At 47.9% G+C, this 26,052-nt stretch carries 26 protein-coding genes and 1 pseudogene; 15 read left to right on the forward strand and 12 right to left on the reverse strand.

Going from position 1 to position 26,052, the window contains the following annotated elements; translation table 11 throughout:
- Positions 1–88: 88 nt before the first annotated feature.
- From BW952_RS11440 to hemG, 6 genes are all read right to left on the reverse strand, one after another.
- Positions 89–1,429, reverse strand: a complete 1,341-nt coding sequence (locus BW952_RS11440; RefSeq protein ID WP_045849222.1) for a (Fe-S)-binding protein — start codon at positions 1,427–1,429, stop codon at positions 89–91.
- Positions 1,426–2,838, reverse strand: a complete 1,413-nt coding sequence (glcD, locus tag BW952_RS11445) for a glycolate oxidase subunit GlcD (RefSeq protein ID WP_045849223.1) — start codon at positions 2,836–2,838, stop codon at positions 1,426–1,428. Before glcD ends, BW952_RS11440 begins: the two co-directional genes overlap by 4 nt.
- Positions 2,839–2,885: 47 nt before the next feature.
- Positions 2,886–3,998 carry a CdaR family transcriptional regulator gene (locus BW952_RS11450; RefSeq protein WP_045849224.1) on the reverse strand — a complete coding sequence of 371 codons (1,113 nt, stop codon included), beginning with the start codon at positions 3,996–3,998 and terminating at the stop codon, positions 2,886–2,888.
- A 65-nt stretch (positions 3,999–4,063) separates the two neighbouring features.
- Complete coding sequence (locus BW952_RS11455; RefSeq protein WP_045849225.1) at positions 4,064–4,468, reverse strand: RDD family protein; 405 nt, start codon at positions 4,466–4,468, stop codon at positions 4,064–4,066.
- A gap of 268 nt (positions 4,469–4,736) precedes the next feature.
- Positions 4,737–4,877 carry a hypothetical protein gene (locus tag BW952_RS19465; protein WP_156149401.1) on the reverse strand — a complete coding sequence of 47 codons (141 nt, stop codon included), beginning with the start codon at positions 4,875–4,877 and terminating at the stop codon, positions 4,737–4,739.
- 5 nt (positions 4,878–4,882) lie between these two features.
- Positions 4,883–6,265, reverse strand: coding sequence for a protoporphyrinogen oxidase (gene hemG / locus BW952_RS11460; protein WP_045849283.1), 1,383 nt, complete (start codon positions 6,263–6,265; stop codon positions 4,883–4,885).
- A gap of 147 nt (positions 6,266–6,412) precedes the next feature.
- Between hemG and BW952_RS11465 the strand changes: the two genes are divergently transcribed.
- From BW952_RS11465 to BW952_RS11500, 8 genes are all read left to right on the forward strand, one after another.
- The gene (locus tag BW952_RS11465; RefSeq protein ID WP_045849226.1) at positions 6,413–8,017 is read left to right on the forward strand and encodes a spore germination protein; all 1,605 of its coding nucleotides are present in this window, start codon (positions 6,413–6,415) and stop codon (positions 8,015–8,017) included.
- Positions 8,010–9,245, forward strand: coding sequence for a Ger(x)C family spore germination protein (locus BW952_RS11470; protein WP_045849227.1), 1,236 nt, complete (start codon positions 8,010–8,012; stop codon positions 9,243–9,245). Before BW952_RS11465 ends, BW952_RS11470 begins: the two co-directional genes overlap by 8 nt.
- A gap of 1 nt (position 9,246) precedes the next feature.
- Complete coding sequence (locus BW952_RS11475; RefSeq protein WP_045849228.1) at positions 9,247–10,368, forward strand: GerAB/ArcD/ProY family transporter; 1,122 nt, start codon at positions 9,247–9,249, stop codon at positions 10,366–10,368.
- Entirely contained in the window at positions 10,365–10,592 is a 228-nt protein-coding gene (locus BW952_RS11480; protein ID WP_045849229.1) for a YczF family membrane protein, read from the forward strand. The genes BW952_RS11475 and BW952_RS11480 overlap by 4 nt, the downstream gene beginning before the upstream one ends.
- 69 nt (positions 10,593–10,661) lie before the next feature.
- Complete coding sequence (locus BW952_RS19235; protein WP_052698334.1) at positions 10,662–11,039, forward strand: hypothetical protein; 378 nt, start codon at positions 10,662–10,664, stop codon at positions 11,037–11,039.
- Positions 11,040–11,052: 13 nt separating this feature from the next.
- The gene (locus tag BW952_RS19150) at positions 11,053–11,220 is read left to right on the forward strand and encodes a 2-thiouracil desulfurase family protein (protein WP_175607579.1); all 168 of its coding nucleotides are present in this window, start codon (positions 11,053–11,055) and stop codon (positions 11,218–11,220) included.
- A complete protein-coding gene (locus BW952_RS11495; RefSeq protein ID WP_045849230.1) occupies positions 11,220–11,573 on the forward strand; it encodes a hypothetical protein in 354 nt (117 codons plus the stop codon). The genes BW952_RS19150 and BW952_RS11495 overlap by 1 nt, the downstream gene beginning before the upstream one ends.
- A 101-nt stretch (positions 11,574–11,674) precedes the next feature.
- Positions 11,675–13,606 carry a fructose-bisphosphatase class III gene (locus BW952_RS11500; RefSeq protein ID WP_045849286.1) on the forward strand — a complete coding sequence of 644 codons (1,932 nt, stop codon included), beginning with the start codon at positions 11,675–11,677 and terminating at the stop codon, positions 13,604–13,606.
- A 52-nt stretch (positions 13,607–13,658) separates the two neighbouring features.
- Here the strand turns inward: BW952_RS11500 and BW952_RS11505 are convergent, their stop codons facing one another.
- Positions 13,659–14,501: an STAS domain-containing protein gene (locus BW952_RS11505; protein ID WP_045849287.1), complete on the reverse strand. Its 843-nt coding sequence runs from the start codon at positions 14,499–14,501 to the stop codon at positions 13,659–13,661.
- 197 nt (positions 14,502–14,698) lie between these two features.
- Here BW952_RS11505 and BW952_RS11510 point away from each other — a divergent pair, with 197 nt between their 5' ends.
- Positions 14,699–16,768, forward strand: coding sequence for an amidase family protein (locus BW952_RS11510; RefSeq protein WP_052698335.1), 2,070 nt, complete (start codon positions 14,699–14,701; stop codon positions 16,766–16,768).
- 207 nt (positions 16,769–16,975) lie between these two features.
- On the opposite strand, the gene BW952_RS11515 is transcribed toward BW952_RS11510, so the two are convergent.
- Both BW952_RS11515 and BW952_RS11520 read right to left on the reverse strand, forming a co-directional pair.
- A complete protein-coding gene (locus BW952_RS11515) occupies positions 16,976–17,839 on the reverse strand; it encodes an SDR family oxidoreductase (protein WP_045849231.1) in 864 nt (287 codons plus the stop codon).
- A gap of 280 nt (positions 17,840–18,119) precedes the next feature.
- The gene (locus BW952_RS11520) at positions 18,120–19,454 is read right to left on the reverse strand and encodes a 6-phospho-beta-glucosidase (protein ID WP_045849232.1); all 1,335 of its coding nucleotides are present in this window, start codon (positions 19,452–19,454) and stop codon (positions 18,120–18,122) included.
- A gap of 210 nt (positions 19,455–19,664) precedes the next feature.
- Here BW952_RS11520 and BW952_RS11525 point away from each other — a divergent pair, with 210 nt between their 5' ends.
- From BW952_RS11525 to BW952_RS11550, 6 genes and pseudogenes are all read left to right on the forward strand, one after another.
- Positions 19,665–20,390, forward strand: a complete 726-nt coding sequence (locus BW952_RS11525) for a MurR/RpiR family transcriptional regulator (RefSeq protein ID WP_045849233.1) — start codon at positions 19,665–19,667, stop codon at positions 20,388–20,390.
- Positions 20,391–20,569: pseudogene (locus BW952_RS19680) on the forward strand (cupin domain-containing protein); the annotation flags it as partial. It lies immediately after the preceding gene.
- A gap of 16 nt (positions 20,570–20,585) precedes the next feature.
- Positions 20,586–21,590, forward strand: coding sequence for an ROK family transcriptional regulator (locus tag BW952_RS11535; RefSeq protein WP_094031975.1), 1,005 nt, complete (start codon positions 20,586–20,588; stop codon positions 21,588–21,590).
- Between the two features lie 228 nt (positions 21,591–21,818).
- Positions 21,819–23,036, forward strand: coding sequence for an MFS transporter (locus BW952_RS11540; RefSeq protein ID WP_045849235.1), 1,218 nt, complete (start codon positions 21,819–21,821; stop codon positions 23,034–23,036).
- A 20-nt stretch (positions 23,037–23,056) separates the two neighbouring features.
- Positions 23,057–23,617 carry a sugar O-acetyltransferase gene (locus BW952_RS11545; protein ID WP_045849236.1) on the forward strand — a complete coding sequence of 187 codons (561 nt, stop codon included), beginning with the start codon at positions 23,057–23,059 and terminating at the stop codon, positions 23,615–23,617.
- A 16-nt stretch (positions 23,618–23,633) separates the two neighbouring features.
- Positions 23,634–24,443, forward strand: a complete 810-nt coding sequence (locus BW952_RS11550) for an HAD-IIB family hydrolase (protein WP_045849237.1) — start codon at positions 23,634–23,636, stop codon at positions 24,441–24,443.
- Positions 24,444–24,965: 522 nt separating this feature from the next.
- Here BW952_RS11550 and BW952_RS11560 read toward each other — a convergent pair.
- The 3 genes from BW952_RS11560 to BW952_RS11565 are packed head-to-tail and all read right to left on the reverse strand — an operon-like array spanning position 24,966 to position 25,978.
- Positions 24,966–25,496, reverse strand: coding sequence for a hypothetical protein (locus BW952_RS11560; RefSeq protein ID WP_045849239.1), 531 nt, complete (start codon positions 25,494–25,496; stop codon positions 24,966–24,968).
- A 36-nt stretch (positions 25,497–25,532) separates the two neighbouring features.
- Positions 25,533–25,700, reverse strand: coding sequence for a hypothetical protein (locus BW952_RS19470; RefSeq protein WP_156149402.1), 168 nt, complete (start codon positions 25,698–25,700; stop codon positions 25,533–25,535).
- Positions 25,701–25,732: 32 nt separating this feature from the next.
- Positions 25,733–25,978 carry a hypothetical protein gene (locus tag BW952_RS11565; RefSeq protein ID WP_045849240.1) on the reverse strand — a complete coding sequence of 82 codons (246 nt, stop codon included), beginning with the start codon at positions 25,976–25,978 and terminating at the stop codon, positions 25,733–25,735.
- Positions 25,979–26,052: the final 74 nt, after the last annotated feature.

The raw sequence follows: 26,052 nt of genomic DNA on the forward strand, positions 1-26,052 counted from the left end.
GTGTGCTAACGGCTGGATTTTAGTAGGTAACTGCTGGATTGTGATTACCGTAATCCAGCCGTCATTCGCATGAATCCAGCCATTCCATTCATTCTACAGAATCATTTAATGAAGCTTCTAGGAGCAGGTCGACAATATGGACAGCTCTGACGCTTTCTGACAGGCCTTCCCGTTCAATGCCAAGCTTCATTTGAAGCAGGCAGCCCGGGTTGGCGGTGACGATGGTATGAGCGTTTGTCGCTTTGGCGCTTTCCATTTTGTGATCGAGAATTTGCATGGACATCTCGGTCTCGACAATATTGTAAATACCGGCTGATCCGCAGCAGGAGTCTGCCTTTTCCATTTCGCGGTAATCAGCGCCGTCAATCGCCTGCATGAGCACACGTGGGGCTATATGCGTATGCATCACGTTGCGCAAATGGCACGAATCCTGATAGGTGATGACCTGCGAATCAATGGCCAGCGGGAACCGTTCATGGAAGCGCAGCTCAAACAGGATTTGTGTAATATCCTTGATCTTCGCCGTAAACGCCCTGGCACGTTCGGCATAAGCGGGATCATCCTTCAGCAAATGGTCGTAATCAATTAAAAAAGCACCGCAGCCGCCAGCATTTGAAATAATATAATCCGCACCGGTTTGTTCGAAGGCATCAATGTTTCGCCGGGCAAGCTCCTTGGCGCCGTCCTTTTCGCCGCTATGGCCGTGGAGGGCGCCGCAGCAATTCTGTCCATCGGGAATCACAATGTCACAGCCCGCTTTTTGAAGCAGGGTAATGGTCGCTTTGTTCGTTTCTAAAAACATCGTATCCATCAAGCAGCCGGAGAAAAATGCAACGGACGCCTGCTTTTCGGCCAGTGTGGTAAACGCAGAGCCTCGCTTTTTCATCTCGCTTCGTTTTGGTACTTCCGGAAGTGCCCGTTCCATTGCCTGAAGGCTGTCTGGAAACAGCTTCATAAATCCGAGCTTGCGGGCTGTTTTTTGCAGGCCGCTCCGCTGGTAAATGCCGAGCAGCGTCACGGCATGCTCCATCCGGTTTTGGTGAGGAAACAGTCCATCAAAGACGGTTTTGCGCATCGCTTTTGTCTGCGGCTTGTATTCGTTATAATCCGCGAAAATATCGCGCGCCTCTTCTAACAGGTGGCCGTATTTCACTCCTGCCGGACACACCGGCTCACATGCGCGGCAGCCGAGACATACATTTAGCGAATGTTCGACTTCCTCGTCCGGTGCAATCAAGCCATCGTGCACCGCCTTCATTAATGCAATGCGTCCGCGCGGGGAGTGGCTTTCATCAAAGCCCGTTTCGATGTAAGTCGGGCAGGAGGGCAGGCAGAAGCCGCAGCGCATGCAGTTCAGCAGCTCGCCTTCATCCATGCGCAGACTGAACTGCTCCTGAATCGCTTTTTCCCGTGCTGTCATTGTTGTCATTGCGTCACCACCACCCGTTTTCTCGTTTCTTTTGCGAATATTTTGCCTGGGTTCATAATGTTATCCGGATCAAAGGCCTGTTTGATCGCTTTCATAATCGCGATGCCTTCCGGGCCCATTTTCCATTCTAAATACGGTGCCTTCATCATGCCGACGCCATGCTCACCGGTAATCGTGCCGCCGAGTTCAATCGCTTTCGCAAAAATATCCGCGAAGGCCGCTTCAACACGTTCCATTTCGTCATGATCTCGTGCATCAGTCGGGCAGGTCGGATGCAGGTTGCCGTCGCCGGCGTGGCCGAACGTTGCAATGCGGACCTGGTGCTTTTCAGCAATTTCATTAATCGCCTTTACCATCCGGGCGATCTCAGAGCGGGGAACCGTCGCGTCTTCTAAAATGGTTGTCGGCTTCAAGCGGGCAAGCGCCGAGAGAGCCGAGCGGCGTGCGGTTGTCAGCGCCAGTGCCTCCGCTTCTGTTGCGGCAATCTGAACAGATACCGCGCCTTCACGTCTGCAAATCTCCGCCATTTGTTCCGTGTCGCGCGCCACGATTTCCGGCGGACCATCTTGTTCAATCAGCAAAACGGCCTCCACATCTGTCGGCAGACCGATCTTTGCGAAGTCTTCAACAGCGACAAGTGTCGGCCTGTCTAAAAATTCAAGCGTCGCAGGAATGATTTTGGCTGCAATGATGTCACTGACGGATTTTGCGGCAGCGTCCATGCTGTTGTAAAGGGCCAGCATCGTCTGTTTCGTTTCCGGCTGTGGAATCAGCTTGAGTGTGGCTTCCGTAATGATGGCGAGCGTTCCTTCTGAGCCAACGAGCAGACGCGTCAGGTCATAGCCAGCTACGTCCTTGGCCAGTTTACCGCCGGTTCGGATGATGTCGCCGTTCGGCAGCACCGCTTCAAGTGCCATCACATAATCGCGCGTAACACCGTATTTCAGCCCGCGCAAGCCACCGGAGTTTTCATTAATATTGCCGCCGATGGTTGAGATTTTCATTGAGCTCGGGTCCGGTGGATAAAACAAGCCTTTTTTCTCCACGGCTCTAATCATATCGAGCGTTACAACACCCGGCTGAACCGTTACCGTTAAATTTTCTTCATCCAGCTCAAGAATGCGGTTCATATGCTTGAACAGGAGAACGATACCGCCTTCCGATGGAACCGTTCCAGCGGCAAGGTTGGTGCCGGAGCCGCGCGGTACCAGCGGAATCTTGTGCTGGCGGCAAAGGTTGATAATGCTGGATACTTCATTTGTATTACGCGGGGCAATGACTGCATCCGGCATGGACTGATAGTTGGGCGTTGCATCGTAAGAATAAACAAGTCGGCCGGCGTTTGATGTAATCATATTTTCGGGACCGACAATGGCTGTGAATTGTTCAATAAGCTGAGGTGAAATCATAATTTTCGCTCCTTTTTATTAAAGATAGCGTTTTCTTCTAGTGGTTTCTATAGAGAATGATGAGAAAATAACGGACTATTTGACTCGTTTTTTGTATGTTCATCTAAAAACCGAAGGGCCAAATAAGTAGAGACAGCATCTTCCGTTTTTCGTACGTCCTGACCGGTAAGCTCCTGCCATTTTTTCAGCCGGTAATGGAGTGTATTGATGTGAATGTTCAGTGCTGCGGCTGTTTGCTTTAAAGACATGTTGTGCTTGAAAAAGGTGTGCATCGTTAAAATCAGTTCGTCCTGACCGGCGGCACCGCCGAGCAGCCGTTTCATAAATTCCACTTTTGTTTCGGGGTGAATATCGTGCAGACAAAGAGACAGGCACAGGCTTTCCTCGAAAACGATGGCGCCGGGGTCCGCTGCCTGAAGCGCCCGCTCTGCCTGGGCATATCCGGCCGATGCCTGCTCAGGAGAAATAATGCGGCTCACCCCGATGCGTCCGCCAGTTTGTGCCAGAAGCCTGTCCAGCTTATAAGGCAGTGCTGCCGTTTCATTCAAGACCGAATGAACGAGCAGAACCAGGTTATGCCTGCGGTGAACAAAAAAGTCGAGGCTGCGCTCGTCATCCCATAAACGAATCAAATCCGTGACACTTTGATAGCTGAACGTTGATTCAATTAAGATAAACTGCTTGTCTTGTTTAAGGTCAACTTGAAATACAGCCGCCCGCTCTTGAAGGTCAGGTGTCAGCAAGCCGGACTGAAGCCAGTCATGAACGAACGATTCCAGTCCGCGTGTGCGCCACTGCAGCTGCTCGGAGAAATAGCTTTCCTGTACGAGCAGCTCGGTCATTTTACGCAGCAGCTCCCCATATGGCTGGATCGTATCGGGATCACCGGTTATGCCAATGACGCCGATCACACGGTCAGAAAAAAAGATGGGCAGGTTCAAGCCGTTTTTCACACCCTTCAGCCGCTGCTCGTCCTGCTTATACAGAATCATCGTCTGCCGTTCCTTCGCACAAAGAAGAGCGCCTTCATGAAAAGCGCCAATCCGGGATTCGTCGGAGCTTGCCATAATCATTCCGTCTGTTCCAACGATAATGATGTCTTCCTGTATGAATTTTTTCACATCCTGAATGATTTTTTTGGAAAGAAGAGGAGAAAGCATCCGGTCACCTGCTTTTTTCTTTTCAGTGTAGCATAAGAAAAAAGCTGAAGTGGAAAACCTTCAGCTTAGCGGTTGGCTGCGTCCTTTACGATGGTGCCGGCATAGGTGTCATGTGGAAGCTGTGCACCTTCGTGAGCTTCGAACGCATCGCGGTTCTTGAAATAGTCAAAGGTGCTGATCGCATCGCGGTACAGAATGCGCTTCACAATCTGGCTTGACGAAAGCGGTGCACCGTCTTCGCTTTCGAGGACAAGGCCCATTTGCTTGTAGCCGATCGTTTGCCCGGTTTTACGGAGCTGAACATACTCAAGCGCCCATGTGGCAAGGGTGGGAAGGAGGAAAGAAGCAAGCATTTCGCTTTTCACCTGCCGCTTTTGGCGGTACACCATTTCAGCGCCCATAATGGCGGTGTTGTAAACAATCTGGTCAATTAAAACGGCCTTGCTGCGTTTTTTCGTTAAATCCTTCATCTGATCTCCTCCTTTTTCCATTCTGCTTCCCGTTTTGCTGAAGGAAAAAACACAGCGGCAGAAGGTAGTGTGCTGAAGGAGAAGGGCAGTTATCGCCGGTATGTTCGATCTATCGCTGATATATTCTTTCTATCGCTGATATTCTGGTTTTATCGGCGATGCACAGGTAGATATCAGCGTTATTTTCCGTTTACCGGCGTTAGCTGCTGCTGTGTATAACTGTGGAAAAAAGCCGAACGACGGGATCGTTCGGCTCCTCTGCTGTTTATTACATGCGGCGGTTTTCAACACTTTTCATTCGGTTCTGGTCATCAAGTTCACGGTTTTTATCTTTTTTGCGCTCGTTTGCTTCGATTTGCCTTTGCTGTGTGTTTTTCACGAATTTTTCATCGTACTGCTCGTCTTTCACAGAAATCACCCCTTATGAGAAGTGTCCCCGCTTCCGGCGATTGTATGCGCAATCTGCTGTCCATTTTGCATGCAAGCGCCGATGCCGACGCCGAAGTAGGAGCAGCCGGCGAGGTGAATGTTCGGATACAGCTCGCCTAACGTTTGCAGAAGCGATGCGGTTGCTTGCCCGTGGCCTAAATGGTAATTCGGCATTAAGTTGGTCCAGCGGGTTGCCTCAACTGTTTCTGGACGCTCGGTTATGCCGAGGCTTTTCTGCAAGTCCCCGAGCGCCGCATTCACTAATTCGTCCTCGGTCATGGCGGCAAGCGCTTCGTAGTGCGGGCTGCTGCTTTTGTAAAACAGCCGGACGAGCAGCTTGCGCCGGGCAGACGTATGAGTCCATTTCCGGCTCGTCCACGTACAGGCGTTACACAGCAAATCTGTGCCTTCTGTGACGATAAAGCCGGTGCCATCTGCCGGAAGTCTGGAATCCGGAATGTCAAAGCCGAGATACAAGCTGATCAGCGACGAATTTTTCAGCTGATCAAATGTTGGATCAAGCGCCGGCTCGCCAAGCAGCCTTTGAGCGGCATCATGTGGAATCGCCAGCACAATCTCGTCTGCTTTCATCGTTTCGCCTGTTGCAAGGGTGACCCGCTCATTTTCGACTTTTGTTACAGCGGTTCCTTTTATGATCCGTGCTCCCGCTGATTTTGATTCAAGCTGATCGATCAAGGTGCCGAGCCCGCCTTGAAATGAAATGAATTTCTTTCGGGCTTTGTCGCCAAGAAAGGCTTCTTTGTTTGCTTCAAATCCCTTCATAAGGCTGCCATACTGCTTTTTGTAATCAAGCAAAAAAGGGAGGGTCGATTTCATCGTCAAATTGTCCAGGCTGCCGGAATAAACGCCGGACAGAACAGGGGCAATTTGCTTTTGGACGATTTCAGTGCCTAAATAATAGGTTAAAAAATCACCAACCGCATCATCTGGTCCAAACGGCAAATCGGTTTTGTCAAAATCAGCCAGTGCGGCTTTTTTTCCCTCTTCACTTAAAAGGGTGCTTTCGTACAACGATTCCACGCTTGTTGGAATGCCGAACACGGTTTCTTCGGGGATTTTATGAAGCACGCCTTCTGTGTAAAGATACGACACGCCGGTTTCGTTGTATACGAGCTGATCCATCAAGCCGATTTCTTCTATGAGCGGCAGAACACCTGCATTTCGGGCAACGATCGAATCGGCACCGGCCTCGATGGTGAAGTGATCTTCTTTCACGGTGCGGATTTTGCCTCCGAGCTGCTCGTCCTGCTCGATTAAGACGATTTGCCAGCCGGGCTGCTGTTTTGTCAGGTGATAAAGCGTGGTCATGCCCGTGATGCCGCCGCCAATGATTACAACTGTTTTCATCATGTCATCTCCTCCACACGATCATAGCACGTTTTTTACTGGAATCCCGGATGGAAATTCGACAGTTCCTTTAACGGATGCTTGTGCATAAAGTTCCCATGCCCGCACATACTGAAACCATTATGAAACGTGAGGGGAAGGGTTTTAATGGTTTCCTTTTTTCATCGGAAGAAACGGGCAAAAGAAAGCCAGACCCGGAGTGGCGGACCAGAAAAAAAGAAGGAGCAGCTGCTGGAAGTGTCTCTTGCAGCGAATGTTGATCATATCAGGCAAAAAACAGGGCACAGCCAGGACATTGTCATCCGCATGCTGAAGCTGGGGAGCCGCGGAGAGATGCGTGCCGCAGTGGTATACGTCAAAGGGATGGTGGATAGCCAGACCATTTATGATTTTATCCTTGAATCGATGATGACAAACCCATCCTTGCATGACAAGCTGACGCCCGAAGAAGCTGTGCAGCTGCTGACCGAGGAGGCGATTTCCATTGGCGGCCTCCAAAGGCAGCAACGCTGGGAAGAGGTGTTTACGTCTGTGATGGCGGGCAATGCCCTTATTCTCGTGGACGGTATTGCTGAAGCGCTGGCAGCCAGTACGCAGGGGGGCGAGCGAAGAACGATTCAGGAATCAACGACCAATGTAGCGGTTCGCGGATCGAAAGAAGCGTTCACAGAATCGAATGAAACGAATATTGCCATGATTCGGCGCATCATTAATGACGAAAATCTATGGACGGAATCGATGAAAATTGGCAGAGTAACAAAAACGGACGTATCGATTATGTACTTGAAAGGCATCGCCAAGGAGGAAATTGTAGAGGAAGTCCGCAGCCGGCTCAAGCGAATCGATATCGATGCTATTTTGGAATCGGGCTATATTGAGCAGCTGATTGAAGACAAAACATTGACGACGTTTCCAACGGTTTTTCATACGGAGCGGCCAGATGCCGTTGCAGGCAATTTGCTCGAGGGCAGAGTCGCGATTTTTGTCAACGGAACGCCCTTTGTTCTTGTAGTGCCAGCTCTGTTTATTCAATTTTTTCAATCGGTAGAGGATTATTATGCCCGCTTTGATATTGCCACAGCTATTCGTTTTTTGCGCATTTTTATTTTTTTCATTTCTTTGATCGGCCCAGCCGTGTACATTGCGGCGACGACCTTTCATCAGGAGATGATTCCGACGGAGCTTGCAATCATTGTAGCGGCTCAAAGGGAATCTGTTCCATTTCCGGCGTTTGTAGAAGCGATCATCATGGAGGTGACCTTTGAGATTTTGCGGGAGGCCGGCATACGGATGCCAAAAGCGATCGGATCGACTGTCTCGATTGTGGGCGCACTTGTCATCGGTCAGGCGGCGGTGCAGGCAGGCATCGTTTCGCCGGCGATGGTGATTGTCGTATCGATTACGGCCATCGCAAGCTTTGCGACACCTTCTTACGCAGTTGCGATCTCGGCTCGTCTGATTCGCTTTTTGTTCATGTTCAGTGCAGCAACGTTCGGCTTTTACGGCATGATTCTCGCGTTTATTATGCTTATTCTCCATCTGTGCAGCCTTCGCTCCTTCGGGGTTCCTTATATGAGCCCGATGGCACCGCTGATTCCGGCTGAAGTAGGCGACACGATTTTCAGAAAGCCGCTCTGGGCGTTTAAACGGAGACCAAATCAGCTCGTATCAAATAATCAAGTGCGGCAGGCAGATGACCAAAAACCCCATCCGCCCGTAAAGGATCAGAAAGGAGGCGGACGAGATGCGTAAATGGCTTCTTTTCTTTCTTCTGATGATGAGTGTAACGGGATTGTCCGGCTGCTGGAGCAAAAAGGAGCTGTCAGAGCTCGCCATAATTTCCGCAATGGGCATTGATAAAAACGAGGAAGGCAAATATGTCAAAACTGTTCAGTTTGTAAATCCAGGCAACGTATCGGGAGGTCTTCAAGGCGGAGGCGGCGGACAGGGGCCGGCCGTGACGGTTTATACGGCTGAAGGCGATACGGTGTTTGAAGCACATATTAACTCATCAGCAAAAGTATCCAGGCAGCTATACCACCCTCACGCCAACCTGGTTGTGATCGGAGAAGAGCTGGCCCGAACAGAAGGAGTGAACGTGCTCCTCGACGTGTTTGAACGAAACGCGGAAGTCCGCTCGACGACTAAGCTGATTATCTCTCGTGATATGAAAGCAGGGGACATGATGAAAATGCTGACAGCGATTGATCATATCCCTGCTGAAAAAGTGAATAACACATTGAAAATCACGGAAAAGATGCGCGGGGAAAATGTCGTTGTCAGTTTGCAGGATTTCATTAAATGGAGTACAGCGCCCGGTATAGAACCCATTTTAAGCGGATTTCGCGTAGAAGGAAATCTTGCAGAAGCAAATAAGCAGGAAAGTGTCATGCAGATGGACCCTGCAGCCAACCTAGAGGCAAACGGAATCGCTGTCTTTAAAGATGAAAAGCTGATTGATTGGTATGAGGGCCAGACCGCAAGAGGCGTTGTCTGGATTTTAGACCGAGTGAAGCAGGCGGAAATAGACCTTGAATGGGAAGGGAAAAAAGATGCGGTCGTGTACCAGGTGATGCGTCAAAATACAACAATCAAAGCAGACACAAAGAAGGACATCCCGGAGATAACCATTCACGTCCGTGCGGAAGGCGCTATTCGCGAAGTGACCAAGCCTGTGAAACTCGACGACCCGAACATCATTGCTGAAATTGAAAGAGCAGCCGAAAAGGAAATCAAGCAGCAGCTCCAAAAAACGGTTGAACGAACTCAAAAAAATCAATCCGATATTTTCGGTTTTGGGCAAGCCATTTACCGCCAGAACGCGAAGAAGTGGAAGGGCCTTCAAGAAAATTGGAATGAAACATACTTTCCGCAGGTCAAGGTAAACATAGAGGTTGAAGCATTTGTGCGCCGAACAGGGCTGAGAACGAACGATCACCTTTCCGAATTGGAGAAAAAACAAAGCAAGGGAGGCGAATAAGGTGGAGAACGCAAAAATCAGCGCTTATCAGCTGTTCGTCCTCATCGTTTTATTTGAGCTGGGAAGCGCCATTCTGGTTCCGCTGGCGATTGATGCCAAGCAAGAGGCGTGGCTGGCGATTTTAATCAGCACCCTTGGCGGCCTTTGTTTGTTTTGGCTGTATTTTCGATTGTATGAATATTACCCGGACCGGTCGCCAGTCGAGTATATTCAAGCACTGCTTGGCAAAATCCCGGGCAGTATCATAGTGTTTGCGTATATTTTGTTTTGTCTTTACTTATCCGCCCGGGTGCTGAGGGATTTTGGCGAAATGCTCGTAACGGTCGCCTATCCGGAAACGCCGCTGTTTATTATCAATACGATTATGATTGCTGCTGCTGCTTATGCAGTGCGAAAAGGCATTGAAACGATAGCGCGGACGGGAGAGCTGCTGTTTGTTTTGTTTAGCTTTTTATTCATTAGCGCATTTTTTCTTATTTCCGTCGCGGGCATCATCGATGTATCCAATTTGCGACCGGCGTTTGAAAATGGCTTGACGCCCGTTGTGAAAACAGCCTTTACTCAAACGCTTTATTTTCCTTTTGGCGAAGTGGTCGCGTTCGCCATGATCTTTCCATATGTGAATAATGCAAAGGAAGCGAAAAAAGCGGGCTTGCTGGCCGTCCTGGTCAGCGGCGTTACGCTGGCTCTGATGATGGCATCAAACACGAGCGTTCTCGGTATCGAACTCGTCTCCCGGTCGCTTTTTCCTCTTCTGTCGACGATTCAAACGATCGAGGTGTTTGATTTTATCGAGCGGCTGGACGTGTATTTTATGCTTGCGTCCGTCATTGGCGGCTTTTTTAAAATCAGCTTATTTTTTTACATTGCGGTAAGAGCGCTGGCAATCCTTTTTAATGAGCAGCAGCCGATTCGCCTTGCTTACCCAATCGGCATGGTCATTCTTGTCCTGTCCATGATGACTGCCAGCAACTTTTCCGAGCATTTAACAGAAGGAATAAAAAGCACCCTTTTTACGCACTTGCCGTTTCAAGTCGTGTTTCCATTTTTATTATTTCTTCTGGCGGCTGTAAAGCACAGGAGGAAAAAGCAAGCTGGGGCAGACGGAAGGGATTCATTATGAAAGCCATCGTCATTGCCCTTTGTTGCTTGCTGTTTTTGATGATTTTTTCGAGTGCCCTTGATGTGTTGATCGGAAACGTAACCTTGAACACATCACTTCAGACCATTATGAATCCATTTCACGTGATGGAAAGACCGGAGCTGTATATTTTTGTATTGCTGCTCGTTCTTGTGATCGGGAAAGCGGTGTTCAGGAAGAATAATTCTAAAAAGAAAAAGGAGTAAACGATGGGATTGCGTTGTCATACGCAGTTCTTTTTGTGTTATATTATGGAAAAGAGAAGGAGGGGAGACATGAGTAGACTGACAAAGGCAATGAGTGTTTCGATCCTCTTATTTATAGCGGGATGTTCGAATGCGAATGACGTGATTAGAACCGAAAAAACACGTCCGGCAGAAGCGGATGGGCTCGTGATCATGAAAGCAAACGATGAAGTAAAGGAAGCAGCTCAAACTTTTTTGAAGGAAAAAGGCTGGGACAAGCAGGCAACAGACATTGCGCTGGCACAAACTGTAGAGGACCCGCAATATGCAGAGTGGGTGGATCATCCGGCAAAAGGAGAGCTAGTGGCAGTGTCCTTTTTAGAAAAAGAATCCTCGGTCATTGGCGTGCCCGTTGTGTATGTGGACCCAGAATCAAATAAGGTCGCCGGTTATATGCCAGGCGAATAAAGGGAGTGTTTGTATGATGATCGTCAGCTCATGCCTGGCAGATGGGAGCCGTGCCATCTACAATGGAACCTTTTCCGGCACAAAAATAGCGGGAGCCGGTGTGACAGCCGCGCTGCTGCGGCGGCATGGGATAACGGTTTTGTCAGAGGAAGACGCTGTCAAATCTGGTGACGTCTGTTGATGAAGGCGAACGTGATCCTGTTGACAGCTGGGGTGGCTCTTTCGATCGTGTCCAAGTGGCTGCAATTTCGGGGGAAGGCGGATATTGGGGACCTGCTAGTATTTCCTGCGGCAGTCTTTCTCGTGCTTGGCGGCTTGTTCAGCTGGCCGCAATACCAGGTCTGGCTGAACGATCAAGACACGAGCGGAGCAGCTAAAATGTTCGGGGCGGCAGCATGTACAGGTATAGTCTCGTTTCAGCTGATGGCCTGGATCGTATTTGGCCGGAAACTGGATATAGGTTTTTTGTTTTTAATTCCAGTTTTCATCAGTATCGGCGGTGTTGTCTGGTTTTGGATACGGCTGAAATCATAGACGAAAGCTTCTGTTAGATTTTAAGAAAAATCGAATAGAAGCTTCATAACCGATGTGCTAAACTGAAAAAGGAACGGGTATGAAGGGGGAATACATAGATGTTGAATTCAAAATACTTAGATTTATTAGCTCAAAAATACAATAGTGAAGAAAAAGTAGCGACTGAAATTATTAATCTGGAAGCGATTCTCAATCTTCCTAAAGGAACAGAGCATTTTGTCAGTGATTTGCACGGGGAGTATCAGGCTTTCCAGCACGTGCTGCGAAACGGGTCGGGCAATGTAAAAGTGAAAATCAAAGACCTGTTCAAAGAAGAATTATCTGAGCAGGAAATTAATGAATTTGCGACACTTGTCTATTACCCGGAAGAAAAAATTCAATTAATCAAGAATCAGTTTGGCAACGAAAAGGAGCTGGCTGAGTGGTACAAAGCAGTCATCGAGCGGATGATGAAGCTCATTTCGTATGCGTCCTCAAAATATACACGCTCAAAACTGCGCAAGGCGCTGCCGAAGCAGTTTGTGTTTATTGTGGAGGAATTACTGTATAAAACGGATGAATTCACGAACAAAAAGGATTATTACCCGAAAATCATCCAGCAGCTGATTTCCCTCGATCAAGCAGACAAGCTGATTATCGGGCTTGCGTATACGACACAGCGACTAGTTGTGGATCACCTGCATGTTGTAGGGGATATTTACGACCGGGGCCCTGAGCCGGATAAAATTATGGAAACACTTATTAAATACCATTCGGTTGATATTCAATGGGGAAACCATGATGTATTATGGATCGGTGCGTTTGCCGGGTCCAAGGTGTGCCTGGCTAACATTATCCGCATCTGTGCCCGCTACAACAATCTGGATATTATTGAAGATGTATATGGCATCAACCTGAGACCGCTGTTGAATTTGGCAGAGAAGTATTACGATGACAATCCAGCCTTCAGACCAAAGAGGCATTCAGGCGAACCGCTGTCTGAGCAGGAGGAGCAGCAAATCACGAAAATTCATCAGGCCATCTCGATCATCCAGTTTAAACTTGAAAGCCCTATCATCAAACGGCGTCCGTGCTTCGATATGTCTGACCGGCTTCTATTGGAAAAAATTGATTATACGACAAATGAAGTAACGATTCATGGTGCCACTTATCCGCTTCAAAACACATGCTTCGGTACCATTAACCCGGAGCAGCCGGATCAATTGCTGGAAGAGGAAAAGCAGGTCATCGAAAAGCTGCTGTTTTCGGTTCAGCATTCCGAGAAGCTGGCGCGGCATATGAATTTCCTTATGAAAAAAGGCAGCCTGTATTTGAAATACAACGGAAATCTATTAATACACGGCTGCATTCCTTTAGATGAAAAAGGAAACATGGAAAGCATGACCATTGAAGAAAAAACGTATGCGGGTCGTGACCTGCTTGATATTTTTGAGCATTACTTACGGCATGCTTTTTCCCACCCGGAGGAAACGGATGATCTGGCGACCGATATGGTCTGGTATTTATGGACCGGAGAATATTCATCGCTCTTTGGCAAACGAGAAATGACAACCTTCGAGCGGTACTTTATTCAGGATAAAGCGACGCATAAGGAGCGGAAAAACCCCTATTATCATTTGCGTGAAGACGAAGACATTTGCCGCAAAATTTTGTCTGAATTCGATTTGAGTCCTGACCAGGGCCACATTATTAACGGACATACGCCTGTAAAGGAAATTAACGGGGAAAATCCAGTAAAGGCAAACGGCAAAATGATCGTGATCGACGGCGGCTTTTCAAAAGCGTATCAGTCGACAACAGGCATTGCGGGATACACGCTGCTTTATAACTCGTACGGCATGCAGCTTGTTGCCCATAAGCATTTTAACTCAAAGGAAGACGTTCTTTGCAACGGAACAGATGTATTATCCGTCAAGAGACTGGTAGACGAGGAATTGGAACGGAAAACCGTCGGAGAAACAAATGTCGGGGAAGAACTGCAGCAGGAAATCGAAGTATTAAACAGTTTGAGAGAATACCGCTATATGAATTAAAAAAAGAGACAGGCGTGGGGTGTCAACAACCCGCGTCCGTCTCTTTCTTCCTTTACTTCGTTTGGAAAAGCGTTTGGATGGATCTCGATAAATTGGAGGAAACGTCCACTTTGTCGAAATTTAATCCGAGCTGAATGGAGGTCTGGGCAATTTCCGGACGAATGCCGGACAGAATGGCTTTTACTCCGATCAACTCCAATGATTCAATTAACTGGAAAAGCTGATGAGCGACCATCGTATCAATCATAACAACGCCGGACAGGTCGATTAAGAGTGTGCTGACACTTTTTTCAGAGCACTGATGCAGTGTCTGCTCCAAAATGTATTTAGCGCGCATGGTGTCAATGTCACCGACAAGTGGAAGCAGGGCGATGTCCCCATTTAGTGTAATAACCGGCGCGCTCAGCTCGTTAATCATTTCCTGCTGGGAGCGAAGACGCTTCAAAGAAAATTCGTGGAATTTTTCCATATACCAGATAACGATTTTGTCAATCGCATTGGTAACCTCCCGATTCAACAGGCTGACGTCTTCATGAGAAAAGGATTTTGTGCCGTCTGCTATAAATTCTTGAATAAAGCCGAGATACTGCTCACGCGTCCGGAAAAATTCCCGAATGATAAAATGGCCAGGTGTGGATAAATGCTCATCATCGGAAGCAACAGCGTGCACCCATTTCTCAAGAGACCTTAAAAATTCGTCTTCATCCTGCACAAAAAGATTGCAAAACAGAAGGTGAAAGCTGTAATTCTGCTCTTTTAACACTTTAATGGCAGCCGGGTCCTTCGTCGAGTAAACACCTGTCGGATCACTTTTATCGAGAGAATCATACCACTGCTCCGTTAAATCCCATGCCTTTTCCAATAAAAAATCCTTTAATTCCACATTCTTCTGCATGTATGCCATATCCCTCTCTTGCGTCTGATAATGATATCGTAGCGTATTTGGTCATAAATCGCTACATTAAAGTAGGCTCAATCTGTAGAATCATACAGTTCATTCATAAAAAACATGTCATGAAATGTGACATAAAAGCAAAGCCTCCTCTACTAATCTGCTAATTTAAAGAGGAGAGAAGAGGAGGCTGAATACATATGAGTAAGATGAAAAAAGGAAGTGCCATTGCAGCAAGCGTGACGATGGGGGTAAGCCTCTTTGCAGGTTCGGCCAGCGCGGAATTTTCCGATGTGAGCGGGAGCTTGAAAAATGAAGTAAACGAAGCCCAAAAAATGGGGCTGGTTAGCGGCTATAAAGATGGAACCTTTAAGCCGATTCAAGCTGTGACGCGAGGGGAATTTGCCCGCCTTGTCGTGGCGGCCTATGAATCCTCCTCCAAGGAAAGCCTTTCAGCCGGGACAACAAGCCGGTTCAAGGATGTTTCTGCTTCGAGCACGCTGGGTCCTGCTATTTTAAAAGCAGCTGAAAAAGGCTGGATTGCGGGCTACAGTGACGGCTCCTTCCGACCGAACGAACCTGTTTTGCGAGAGCAGGCAGCGAGAATTCTAGCGGAAGCTGCAGAGCTCGGAACAAAAGCGGAGCCATTCGGGGATGTACCCGATGACAGTGTTTTTGCCGGTTCGATCGGAGCGGTTGAAAACGCGAATTTAATGTATGGAGATACGAATGGAAAGTTTAATCCGGCTCTTCAAATCACGCGTGATCAGTCCGCAGCCACTATTCTGCGCTTCTTCCGTTACCTCGAAGACGGACTGACGGAACAATTTGATATTAAAGAAGCAACGATTTTAGAAATGACAGCAGCCATGGAAGAAGGAAAGTTGACATCTGAAGAGCTGGTTCGCTTTTATCTTGACCGCATTGATCAGTTTGACCAGCAAGGACCATCGATTAACTCCATGCTTTATGTGAACAGGGATGCAATCGAAACGGCTAAGCAGCTCGATAAAGAGCGTGCTGCGGGCACAATCCGAGGTGCTCTGCACGGCATTCCGATTGTGCTGAAGGACAACTATGATACTGTAGATATGCCAACAACAGGGGGCTCTTTATCACTTGAGGGTTCTATGGCACCAGATGACGCGTACCAAACGGCTCAACTTCGTGAGGAAGGGGCCATTATTATTGGTAAAGCCAATCTGCATGAATTCGCATTTGGCTTTGAAACATACAGCTCGCTTGGCGGACAGACGCTGAATCCATATGATCTGACAAAATTTCCGGGCGGCTCGAGCGGTGGAACTGGCGCGGCTGTCACGTCCAACTTTGCGGCAGCAGGGCTTGGAACGGATACGGGTGGATCGATCCGAGTCCCATCCTCCTTTAACAACCTGGTTGGCATCCGACCAACGATGGGGCTTGCGAGCCGTGACGGCATTATCCCGCTTGCTTTGACACAGGATGTCGGTGGACCGATTGCCCGTACAGTAGAAGATGCGGCCGTTGTGCTTGATGCGATCGCCGGTTATGATGAAGCCGATCCTGTCACGGAAGAAAGCAATGGGAATATTCCGGAAAGCTATACGAATTATTTGGATGAGGACGGACTTGAAGGTGCTCGAATCGGCGTTGTCAGAGCCTTGTTCGGAGAAGATCCGGATATCATTAAAGCAACTGAACAAGCCATTGACGACATGGAGCTGCTTGGAGCGGAAGTCATTGATGTGACGATTCCGAATCTGGATCAGATCATTGCTTATCCAAGTCTAAGCGGATTTGAATTTAAGTTCCAGCTAAATGATTATCTGGCGTCACTTGGAGAAAATGCACCAGTGACATCACTGGCGGAAGTCATTGAAAGCGGCAAATATCATCCGGCAATGGAAGCATCCATGAAAGCCCGTGAAGCCAAGGTATCTCTTGAAAATGATCCAGAGTATTTAAACATTATTGAGACCCGACCGGCTATCACAAAAACGAGCTTAATGGACGTATTTGATGGGCAGGATGTCGATGCACTCCTGTATCCTACATCAGCCCTTCTGCCGCAAAACATTGAGAATAAATCGCAGGGCGGCGGACCAAATCCGAAATTGAGCCCATTCTCAGGCTATCCAGCCATGTCTGTGCCGATTGGCTTCAGTGAAAGCGGCCTGCCGATTGGAATGGAGCTTTTAGGCACCGAGTTCAGCGAACCAACGCTGATCAAGCTTGCCTACTCGTATCAGGAGGGCACCGATCACCGAATGGCCCCCGATTTTGAATAACCTAACCTGTAGCAGGAAATATGTGCAGTTCTCAAGAGCATTTGAGGACTGCCTTTTTTTTGATAAATAAACAGTTCCATATCATTGCACACAGCTGTTAGTGAATTAATTAACATACAATACAGCGTTTAGTTGGTATTAGTATATTGTTCTTTTAAAACAAATTGAAGAGGCTTGCGCGTCACGGCGCAAGCCTCCTTTTACGTATTAGGACAACGGTTGGATAAGCTGCGTCAATGCCTGATGGAGGGGCGTGACCGGCCGGCCGAGCACTTTTTCGAAATCATTGCTTTCGACATTCAGTGATCCATTCCGAATGCTTTCTTGAATGCCGACTACAATCGGAATAACAAAGTCCGGTAGACCAGCTTGTTTCATAATACCCGCGTAAGCTTCATCATCTACCTGCTGGAAGGGTACATCCTTGCCGATGACCTGGCTCACTGCATTTGCCAGCTGTTGTTGAGTTAATGGAGGGCCGGATAGCTCGTAAACCGTTCCTTCGTGGCCTTCTCCGCCGAGAACTGCAGCAGCAGCATCCGCGTAATCCTGCTGCAAAGCCCAGCCCGTTTTTCCTGAGCCGGCTGATGTGACCCATGGCGCCCCCGCAAGAACAGCTTGAATGCTGCCCATTTCGTTTTCTAAATACCAGTTATTGCGCAGGAAAGAATACGGTATGCCTGTTTTGAGAATAGCTGCTTCCGTCGCTACATGAGGCGGTGCCATCAGATTGGTGCTTTCTGAGGCGTTTGCCAGGCTTGTGTAAGCGATAAACTGCACACCGGCTCGTTCCGCTGCTTCTACCGCATGTGTATGCTGACGGATGCGTGTTTCGTTATCGCCGTCTGCCGAAATAATCAGCAAACGGTCAATTCCTGCAAACGCAGCGTCCAGCGTGTCGGGCTGATCGAAGTCACCATGTCTGACGTCTACGCCGAGCGCACGCAAATGCTCCGCTTTCTCAGGGTGGCGCACACTAACAGCCAGCTCCTCTGCCGGGATGGTCTGTAACAGTGACTCCACAATCTTTGAACCTAATTTGCCTGTTGCACCTGTTACCAATCGTTTCATAATCAATCATCCTCCTTCATTTTGGTGAAAAGTTAACCTGTATCTATATTAGTTACATTTAACGGTGTTGTCAATTATTTTGCTGACAGGGAAGAAATGAAATGAAGAGACTAGCAGCAAGCCTGGTTGCACCATTCATATTGGCAATGGCGCAATAATGAACAATAACGCGCAATTAGCCGATATTTGCGCGCTAATGCTGGGAAATGCGCCGTAATTCTGGGAAATGCGCCAAATGAGGCAGCAAAAAAAGCTGAAGCAAGAGCCCCAGCTTTTTTTATCATGAATAGGCTTCTGCCGTTTGGAAAAAGAGTGGCAAGTGTTCTTTATGTGCTTCCAGCATTTCGTCGATAATTTCTTTAGCAATTGTATCAGTCGGTGTAAGTGGATTGATCGTCAGCGCCAGTACGGCTTTTGCGTAATCGCCTGTGACGGCTGCTTCTGCGGCTGTGTGTTCAAACGATTTGATTTGCTGGATCAGGCCGTTAACCGCAACCGGCAGCTCGCCCATCGTGATCGGCTTCGGACCGTCCTTTGTAATCACACAGCTGACTTCTACTGCTGAATCGTCCGGAATGCCAGCAATGGCGCCGTTGTTGCGTGTATTGACCGGCTGGATGTCCCCTTTGTCGGTGTAAATCGATGTAATCAAGCGGACCGCTGCATCTGAATAGTACGCACCGCCGCGTTTTTCCAATTGAGGCGGCTTAATGTCCAGGTTCGGATCTTTATACAGCTCGAACAGTTCTTTTTCCAGCTGTTGAACGACTTCAGCCCGCGTGCCTTCTTCTTTCGCGTTTTTCACATCTTTGTCGATCATGTCCTTTGTTTTGTAATAGTACATGTGATACGGACATGTCAGAACATTTAGTGACCGAAGGAACTCAGGCTCCCAGCCAAGACCTTCAATGTTTTTCACAAAGCTTGAGTTGTTCGGATCGGTCAGCAGCTCAATGACTTTATCCTTCACACTTGTCCCATCTACATAGACGTCGAGCCCGTATACCATGTGGTTCAGACCGGCGAAGTCGACACGGATGCGGGAATGATCCACATCAAGCAGCTTCGCAATGCCCATTTCCATTCCGATCGGCACGTTGCAAAGGCCGACGATTTTCGTAATATTGGAGTAGCGGAGAACGGCTTCTGTTACCATTCCGGCTGGATTCGTGAAATTGATCAGCCATGCATCTGGACAAAGCCCCTCCATATCCTTGCAAATATCTAGAATAACCGGGATTGTGCGCAGTCCTTTAAACAGCCCGCCCGGTCCGTTCGTTTCCTGTCCAAGCACGCCGTATTTCATCGGAATACGTTCATCCTTCGCGCGTGCATCGAGAAGACCGACCCGGAATTGCGTTGTGACGAAATCTGCATCCTTCAAGGCTTCCCGGCGGTCGAGTGTCAAGTGAACGTCAATCGGCAAGCCGGCTTTTTCAATCATCCGCTTCGCCAGGTTGCCGACGATTTCAAGCTTTTCCTTGCCGGCTTCAATGTCGACCAGCCATAATTCACGCACCGGCAGCTCATCGTACCGCTTAATGAATCCTTCCACTAATTCCGGCGTGTAGCTGGACCCGCCGCCAATTGTTGCAATTTTAATGCCTTTTTCCATCTTAAAGCACCTCCGTCAGTTGATGCTTTTATCATATCGGCTCACAGGAATCGGGTAAATACACTGGAAGCGTTTCGGTGAACGTACCGCTGAAAGAGATTTGTTACATAAGTGAAACGTAGTGTTACAATGAAAAGGGAGAGGAAGCGGCTCATTAAAGCGAGGCGTGATATACTTTTTCTAGCATGGTGTCAGGGGAGAGTGGTTCACGTGTTTACGCAGGAACAAATAGCGTCCTTTAACGAATTAGAAACAAGTATTTATCAATACATCATTCATAATCGCGATCGGGTGACAGGCATGAGGATTCGGGATGTGGCTGATGCTACCCACGTGTCTCCTTCGACCGTTTTGCGTTTTTGCCGCAAAGCGGGCTGTGAAGGATTTGCGGAATTAAAGGTGAAAATCAAGCTTGCGGGCGAAGGGGAGCGGGCAACAGCCTTGACCAGCCCGGAGCAGATTTTCGCCGAGTTTGCCGAAAAAACATTGGACGGACGGTTTCGGGATATTATTAAAGAAGTGGCGGAAATTGCGGCTGCTTCGAAAAGCATTATTTTTGCCGGTGGTGGCAGCTCGGGCATTCTTGCTCAATACGGCGCTCATTATTTCTCGGGTGTAGGGAAGTTTTCAACCTATATTAGCGACCCATACTTTCCCGTGTATGACGATCTGCGCCACACGACCGCAATTGTGCTGTCAAATACCGGTGAAACGAGGCAGATCATTCAGCTGGCGGCCAAGCTGCAAAACGAAGGAAGCCGGCTTGTGAGCATAACCAACAACAAAACGTGTACCCTCGCGAAAATGTCCGAAGTGAATATTTCGTATTACATGACAGAGGAGCGCTACCGGTACACGAACATTACCACTCAGCTGCCGGTTCTTTATTTTATCGAAGCGATTGCGAGAGAAATGAAGGTCCTTCAGTCGTTTTGAAAAGGAGAAGAAGTCGCTTTTTTTTAGAAGGACCGATTCATTTAACGCTGCTTGAGGATGAATATGAATTAGAAACCGGAGACAGTGTGAAAATTCCTGCTTATGCAAAGCACAGATGGGAAAACAGGGGAGCGCGCGAGGCGAGCATTTTGTTTTCCGTCACGCCGCCTTCTTTTTAATGAATGGAGGAGATGAATGGTGCAAGCGACACCGAAAGAGCTTCAGCAGGCCATTGTAACTGGCATCCGCAAAACGCTGCTGGAGCTCGGCAGTTCCACAAAAGCAGAGCTTAGTCAGCGGCTTGGCATCAGCTTTCCGACTGTGACGAAGTTTCTGAAGCAAATGGAAGAGAAGGAAGAAGTCCGATTGGTCGGCATGGATGATTCCAGTGGCGGCAGGAGAGCGAAACGGTATGAATACAATGTGGACTTCCGCCGGGGTCTTTCCATTTTTTTAGAGAAAACCGAGACGAGCTATACGGTTTTTAACTGTGCGGGGGAAGTGAAGAAACAAGAACAAGTACCCACTGTTTTAGCTGGCGGCGGACTGGAGCTGCTCGCAGGCCGGATTCAGTCAATCTGTTTGGATGATCCCCGCATTCAGTCGATTGCAATCGGTGTACCGGGATCTGTTGAAAATGGACGCATTTTTTTTATGCCGGAATATCCGGATTTTCAACATGTTCAGTTACAAGAATATATAGAGGCGGCTTGTGGAATACCAGTCGTTGTCGAAAATGATATGAATGCAGCGGTGCTCGGCTATCAGCAGACCGAAAAGGTAGAAAAAGAGCATTCGTTAGCGTATCTGTATTTGGGCAAAAATGGACCAGGGGCTGGAATATTAGTTAATGGGGACGTTGTGCGGGGCGGGACGTTTTTTTCAGGAGAGGTTTCGTTTGTTCCGCAGTATGATGAACTTACTTTTCAGCAGGCCCTTCAACAGCAGCCGGAGCTCGGCGAAAAAAAAGTAGATGCAATCAGCAGAATGGTGGCCACTTTTGCGGCGATCTTAAATCCGTATGCTGTTTTGTTTTCAGCGGAAGAAATCGGGGAAGAGATGCTGGAGGACATCCGTCTGCGAAGCGAGCGCTATATTCCGGCTGAGCATTTGCCGAAGCTGATTGCAAGCAATTGGAGAAGGGATTATCTTCACGGATTACAGTGCCTCGGGCTGGTTATGATGCTGGAGCAGTCGTAAAAGGAGAAGGCTTGACGCTTTCTCCTTTTTATTGTTGTCCGAAAAAAGATATGGTATAGTAACGGTGATCTTTTTAAATGCGTTTAAAAAGTATAGATAGGGCGCAATTAGCGATTTTACGGCGCAATTAAAAGGAGTTTGGCGCAATTAGCTGCTAATTGCGTCGTACTCGCCATAATTGCTCTAAAAAACAGGGAGTCTATTAATGTTGAAAAAGTGGGGTGTGAAATGGCTTTATTTCTATTAGTCATCATTTATTTAGCGTTTATCAGCCTTGGACTGCCGGATTCCATTCTGGGTGCAGCCTGGCCGGTGATGCAGCCGGACTTTGGCGTTCCTCTCGAAGCAGCCGGGTATCTATTTATGACGATTGCAGGCTGTACGATTATTTCCAGTCTGGCCAGCGGAGCCATTCTGAAACGGTTCGGCACGGGGAAAGTCACGCTCGTCAGCTGCTTGATGACAGCTGTGGCATTGCTCGGATTTTCCATTGCCCCTTCCCTCATCTGGCTGTTTGCCTGTGCCATTCCGCTTGGACTTGGAGCAGGTGCAGTTGATTCGGGCTTGAACCATTATGTGGCTTCTCATTACAAAGCACATCATATGAGCTGGCTGCACTGCTTTTGGGGAGTCGGGGCCACTCTCGGACCGATTGTGATGGCTCATTACATCGCCGGACAGTCGTCATGGACGAGCGGTTACATGGCAATTTCAGGCCTTCAATTTTCATTAGTCATTATTCTTTTGCTGACATTGCCGTTATGGGGCAAGGTGCGGAAGTCGCCTTTGTTTGAACAGGATATGACAGACGAAGAGGCCATTTCGGACCAAAAGAACGTCTCGCCGTTGAAAATAAAGGGTGTCCCTTTTGCTCTCTTAACCTTTCTGTTTTATTGCAGCGTGGAGGCGGGAGTTGGGCTATGGGGAAGCAGCTACCTGGTCGAGACGAAAGGTGTGCCAGTCGCAGCGGCGGCCCAGTGGGTCTCCTTTTATTATGCCGGCATTACAGTCGGCCGTTTCATCACCGGCTTTGTTACATTTAAAATCAGCAACCGTACCCTAATCCGGACCGGACAGCTTCTTGCGATCACGGGTGCACTGCTTCTGCTTCTGCCATTTCCAGCGGCGGTCTCATTAGCTGGGTTCATCATGATCGGGCTGGGTCTAGCGCCTATCTTTCCATGTATGCTCCATGAAACACCGGCGCGATTTGGAAAAACGCATGCTCAATCGATCATGGGCTACCAGATGGCCGTTGCTTATACCGGCAGCACCTTTATGCCGCCATTGATCGGCTTTTTGGCTGCGACGTTTACACTGGGTATTTTCCCGATTTGTGTGTTCGCCTTTACCGCACTCATGCTGTTCAGCTCGGAGAAGTTAAACCGGATCATCAAGAAAAAACAGCTTATGGCGCACAATGAAGCAGGATCATCCTCTTATTAATCTGGCGGGAGCTGATGAACATGAAAACGGAAAAAGAAAAAATGCTTGCAGGAGAAATGTACGATCCGGCTGATCCGGAGCTGGTGAAGGATAGAGAAAAAACAAAGCGGCTCTTACGGATGTTTAATGAAACCGCAGATACCGAAACGGCGCTTCGGACGAATCTATTAAAGGATTTGCTCGGGACAGCCGGCAGCCACATTCATATGAAGCCGAACCTCCGCTTTGACTACGGGAGCAACATTCACGTCGGCCAGCACTTTTTTGCCAATTTCGACTGTACGATTCTGGACGTTTGTGAAGTCCGGTTCGGGGACAACTGCATGCTCGGCCCTGGTGTTCATATATACACCGCCACGCATCCGCTTCATCCGGCAGAACGAAACTCGGGGAAGGAGTACGGAAAACCCGTTACATTTGGGGACAGCGTATGGATTGGCGGCGGAGCGATCATCAACCCGGGCGTCACGGTCGGCGACAATGCTGTCATTGCCTCGGGTGCCGTTGTGACGAAGAATGTGCCCTCGAACACAGTGGTCGGCGGCAATCCGGCAAAAATCATTAAGCGAATCGAACTATAAAGCAGGAGGAAGAAAAATGATTAAGCTGATTATTACCGACATGGACGGGACTTTTTTAAACAGTCAGGGAGAATTCAACCGGGAGCTGTTTCAGCAAACGAAACAAGAAATACAAAAAAAGGGAGCTGTATTTGCTGCGTGCACGGGCAAGCAGTGTGAACGAGTAGAGGAGCTGTTCGGCGATGATGCCCGCGATCTATGGATTCTAGGAGACAGCGCTACACGGATCAAGCACAAAGGCCAGTTTAAGTATGAATCACTGCTCGCCAATGCAACAGGGCAGTCGATCATCAAGAAGCTGGAAGACATTAGTCTTGATCACACCATTATCGCCTGCACGAAAAACGGTGCATTCGTCAAAGAAACGATTCCTGCAGAGGAATATGCCATCGTCCGCCGCTCCTATGCAAAGGTAGGGCAGGTCAAAGAGTTCAGTGAAATTGTTGATGACTTTGTGAAGATTACCATTCACGATCCGGCACTAAATTGCATGGAGACACGTGAAAAGCTATCGTTCTTTTTTAATCAAGCCTACATCGTTGCGTCAGAAGCAGCCTGGATCGACATTACAAACGCCAATGTGCATAAAGGCACAACCATTGCGCAATTGCAGCAGCTCCTGCATGCCGCACCTGAGGAAACAATGGTATTCGGAGACGGCTACAATGACTTGGAGCTTCTTGCTTCCGGCACCTACAGCTTCGCAATGCGCAATGCATTTCCAGAAGTAAAGGATGCCGCGCGCTTTATTACGGGATCTAACGACGACGATGCGGTCATGAAAACGATTCTTCAATTGTTATCGCTGCAGAGTGTTCCTGTTTAACATTATTTCTGGCAAGGGGGAGAAGGCATTTCCCCTTGCTTTTTTTAATTTCGGAGAGAAAAGACTGGTGAATATACTATCGGACAAACTGGGAAAATTCTCGTTTGTTTAATATACTTCCAAAGAAGCATTGGTGGTATAATAAGGAAAAAGGGGTGGTAAGTATTTTAAGCCTACTAAATCAATCTAATAATATTACAGCTGCAATTATAATAGGGCTGTTTTTCGTAACGATTGTTCTCTTCACGACATTTCTGCTTGCAAGAAAGTACAAATCATCTAGTCCATCCATAGGCGCAGGGTTCCTGGTGTTTCTACTATCTTCTATCCTGGTTTTAGAAATAACAACCCGTTTCCTATTCTTCAAAGAAAACACCTATTATAATTATGGGTTAGGCGGAAGTTATTTGAGACTGATTTCCAGTTTTGGTCTTTCGTTTTTCGCTGGGTTTTTCTTGACGAATTTTTTTTACGCCAGGAAGAGTCATAGGAATTAATCTATTTCCTAAGCTTTTTCTAGCATTATGGCAACTGTTCATAACCTAAGTAGAAGGAAGCGAGCGATTTCTCGAGCTCACTCAAGCTTTTGTCTTCAAAATCCTTCGTGATCATGTCTTTCGTGAAATCAGTGAAAAGCGTCGAATAATCAGACAGCTCTTGAAGATGACGGTCCGTTAATGTTCCGTGGCGGGCGCTCAAGGCGGCATCGCCGAGGACAATGTGCAGACTGAAGTCCAGATTTGCTCCGATTTCTTCTAAATATGGAATCGTCTCTGTATACTCCGTGCCATTCAACTGGGTGATTCGCGGCCAGTCAGAGGCTCTGTGAACTTGACGCTGCACGCTATAAAGACTGTCCGAAAGCGATGATTGGTTTCCAGATGCCTCGTATTCATTCAGCGCCTCCCGCAAGCTGTATTCGACTACGCCATGCTCCAGCGCGAAATCGCGGATGAGTTCTTTTTTTATTTTCTGATGCTGCCAGAGCATGGCAATGCCCATTGCGAGGCAAAGCGATAACGCCACTACGCAGAAGAGGATTTGTTTTTTCATAAAAAGACTCCTTGATTAAAATTTATTACCATTATTTTACCATGTAAAAGTAGCTTTTGAATTTATTATGTATTTTGAACGAGAAATGACCGGAAAAAGAGAGAAGTGGACCGGATTAGACAGTGCAATGACCGGATTCATCGTTTTCCGGTCATCGGCCATTGGATTCCGGTCTATTTGGCGAATAATTCGGTCCACCAACATAAAAATGTTCTCTGCACTTTCTTATATTTAGTTCATTGATGGTCGTTGCAGCCGCATTCATACTCTTTAAACGTGTATTCTTTGTACAAACTGCACTCATTGAAGCCGTCTGTGTTCGATTCGTATACTTTAACCAGCGGCGCAACATCTATCCGGGCAAATTCCCTTATTTGTTCATCTAAACCCTTCAAGGGGTCTACACTATATTCGTTCATGTCTAAACAAATATGATTATGCTCACAAACCTCGTACGTTACGGCGATGAAATATTTTACCATTCGATTCCCACCTGTCTACATTACTATATTCGTTTCAGCTATTAATTGTATGGATTTTTTGTGCTAAAGTAAAA

Source organism: Domibacillus enclensis, assembly GCF_900156125.1.
Lineage (GTDB): Bacteria > Bacillota > Bacilli > Bacillales > Domibacillaceae > Domibacillus > Domibacillus enclensis.

What these genes read in the sequence shown, in the direction of transcription:
- BW952_RS11495 (WP_045849230.1), top strand. Translation starts at nt 11,220, where the DNA reads ATGAAGGCGAACGTGATCCTGTTGACAGCTGGGGTGGCTCTTTCGATC.
- BW952_RS11440 (WP_045849222.1), bottom strand. Translation starts at nt 1,429, where the DNA reads ATGACAACAATGACAGCACGGGAAAAAGCGATTCAGGAGCAGTTCAGT.
- BW952_RS11540 (WP_045849235.1), top strand. Translation starts at nt 21,819, where the DNA reads ATGGCTTTATTTCTATTAGTCATCATTTATTTAGCGTTTATCAGCCTT.
- BW952_RS11505 (WP_045849287.1), bottom strand. Translation starts at nt 14,501, where the DNA reads ATGCAGAAGAATGTGGAATTAAAGGATTTTTTATTGGAAAAGGCATGG.
- BW952_RS19235 (WP_052698334.1), top strand. Translation starts at nt 10,662, where the DNA reads ATGAGTAGACTGACAAAGGCAATGAGTGTTTCGATCCTCTTATTTATA.
- BW952_RS19150 (WP_175607579.1), top strand. Translation starts at nt 11,053, where the DNA reads ATGATGATCGTCAGCTCATGCCTGGCAGATGGGAGCCGTGCCATCTAC.
- BW952_RS11465 (WP_045849226.1), top strand. Translation starts at nt 6,413, where the DNA reads ATGGTTTCCTTTTTTCATCGGAAGAAACGGGCAAAAGAAAGCCAGACC.
- glcD (WP_045849223.1), bottom strand. Translation starts at nt 2,838, where the DNA reads ATGATTTCACCTCAGCTTATTGAACAATTCACAGCCATTGTCGGTCCC.
- BW952_RS11545 (WP_045849236.1), top strand. Translation starts at nt 23,057, where the DNA reads ATGAAAACGGAAAAAGAAAAAATGCTTGCAGGAGAAATGTACGATCCG.
- hemG (WP_045849283.1), bottom strand. Translation starts at nt 6,265, where the DNA reads ATGAAAACAGTTGTAATCATTGGCGGCGGCATCACGGGCATGACCACG.
- BW952_RS11515 (WP_045849231.1), bottom strand. Translation starts at nt 17,839, where the DNA reads ATGAAACGATTGGTAACAGGTGCAACAGGCAAATTAGGTTCAAAGATT.
- BW952_RS11535 (WP_094031975.1), top strand. Translation starts at nt 20,586, where the DNA reads ATGGTGCAAGCGACACCGAAAGAGCTTCAGCAGGCCATTGTAACTGGC.
- BW952_RS11480 (WP_045849229.1), top strand. Translation starts at nt 10,365, where the DNA reads ATGAAAGCCATCGTCATTGCCCTTTGTTGCTTGCTGTTTTTGATGATT.
- BW952_RS11470 (WP_045849227.1), top strand. Translation starts at nt 8,010, where the DNA reads ATGCGTAAATGGCTTCTTTTCTTTCTTCTGATGATGAGTGTAACGGGA.
- BW952_RS11520 (WP_045849232.1), bottom strand. Translation starts at nt 19,454, where the DNA reads ATGGAAAAAGGCATTAAAATTGCAACAATTGGCGGCGGGTCCAGCTAC.
- BW952_RS11565 (WP_045849240.1), bottom strand. Translation starts at nt 25,978, where the DNA reads ATGGTAAAATATTTCATCGCCGTAACGTACGAGGTTTGTGAGCATAAT.
- BW952_RS11560 (WP_045849239.1), bottom strand. Translation starts at nt 25,496, where the DNA reads ATGAAAAAACAAATCCTCTTCTGCGTAGTGGCGTTATCGCTTTGCCTC.
- BW952_RS19470 (WP_156149402.1), bottom strand. Translation starts at nt 25,700, where the DNA reads ATGTTGGTGGACCGAATTATTCGCCAAATAGACCGGAATCCAATGGCC.
- BW952_RS11455 (WP_045849225.1), bottom strand. Translation starts at nt 4,468, where the DNA reads ATGAAGGATTTAACGAAAAAACGCAGCAAGGCCGTTTTAATTGACCAG.
- BW952_RS11450 (WP_045849224.1), bottom strand. Translation starts at nt 3,998, where the DNA reads ATGCTTTCTCCTCTTCTTTCCAAAAAAATCATTCAGGATGTGAAAAAA.
- BW952_RS11510 (WP_052698335.1), top strand. Translation starts at nt 14,699, where the DNA reads ATGAGTAAGATGAAAAAAGGAAGTGCCATTGCAGCAAGCGTGACGATG.
- BW952_RS11550 (WP_045849237.1), top strand. Translation starts at nt 23,634, where the DNA reads ATGATTAAGCTGATTATTACCGACATGGACGGGACTTTTTTAAACAGT.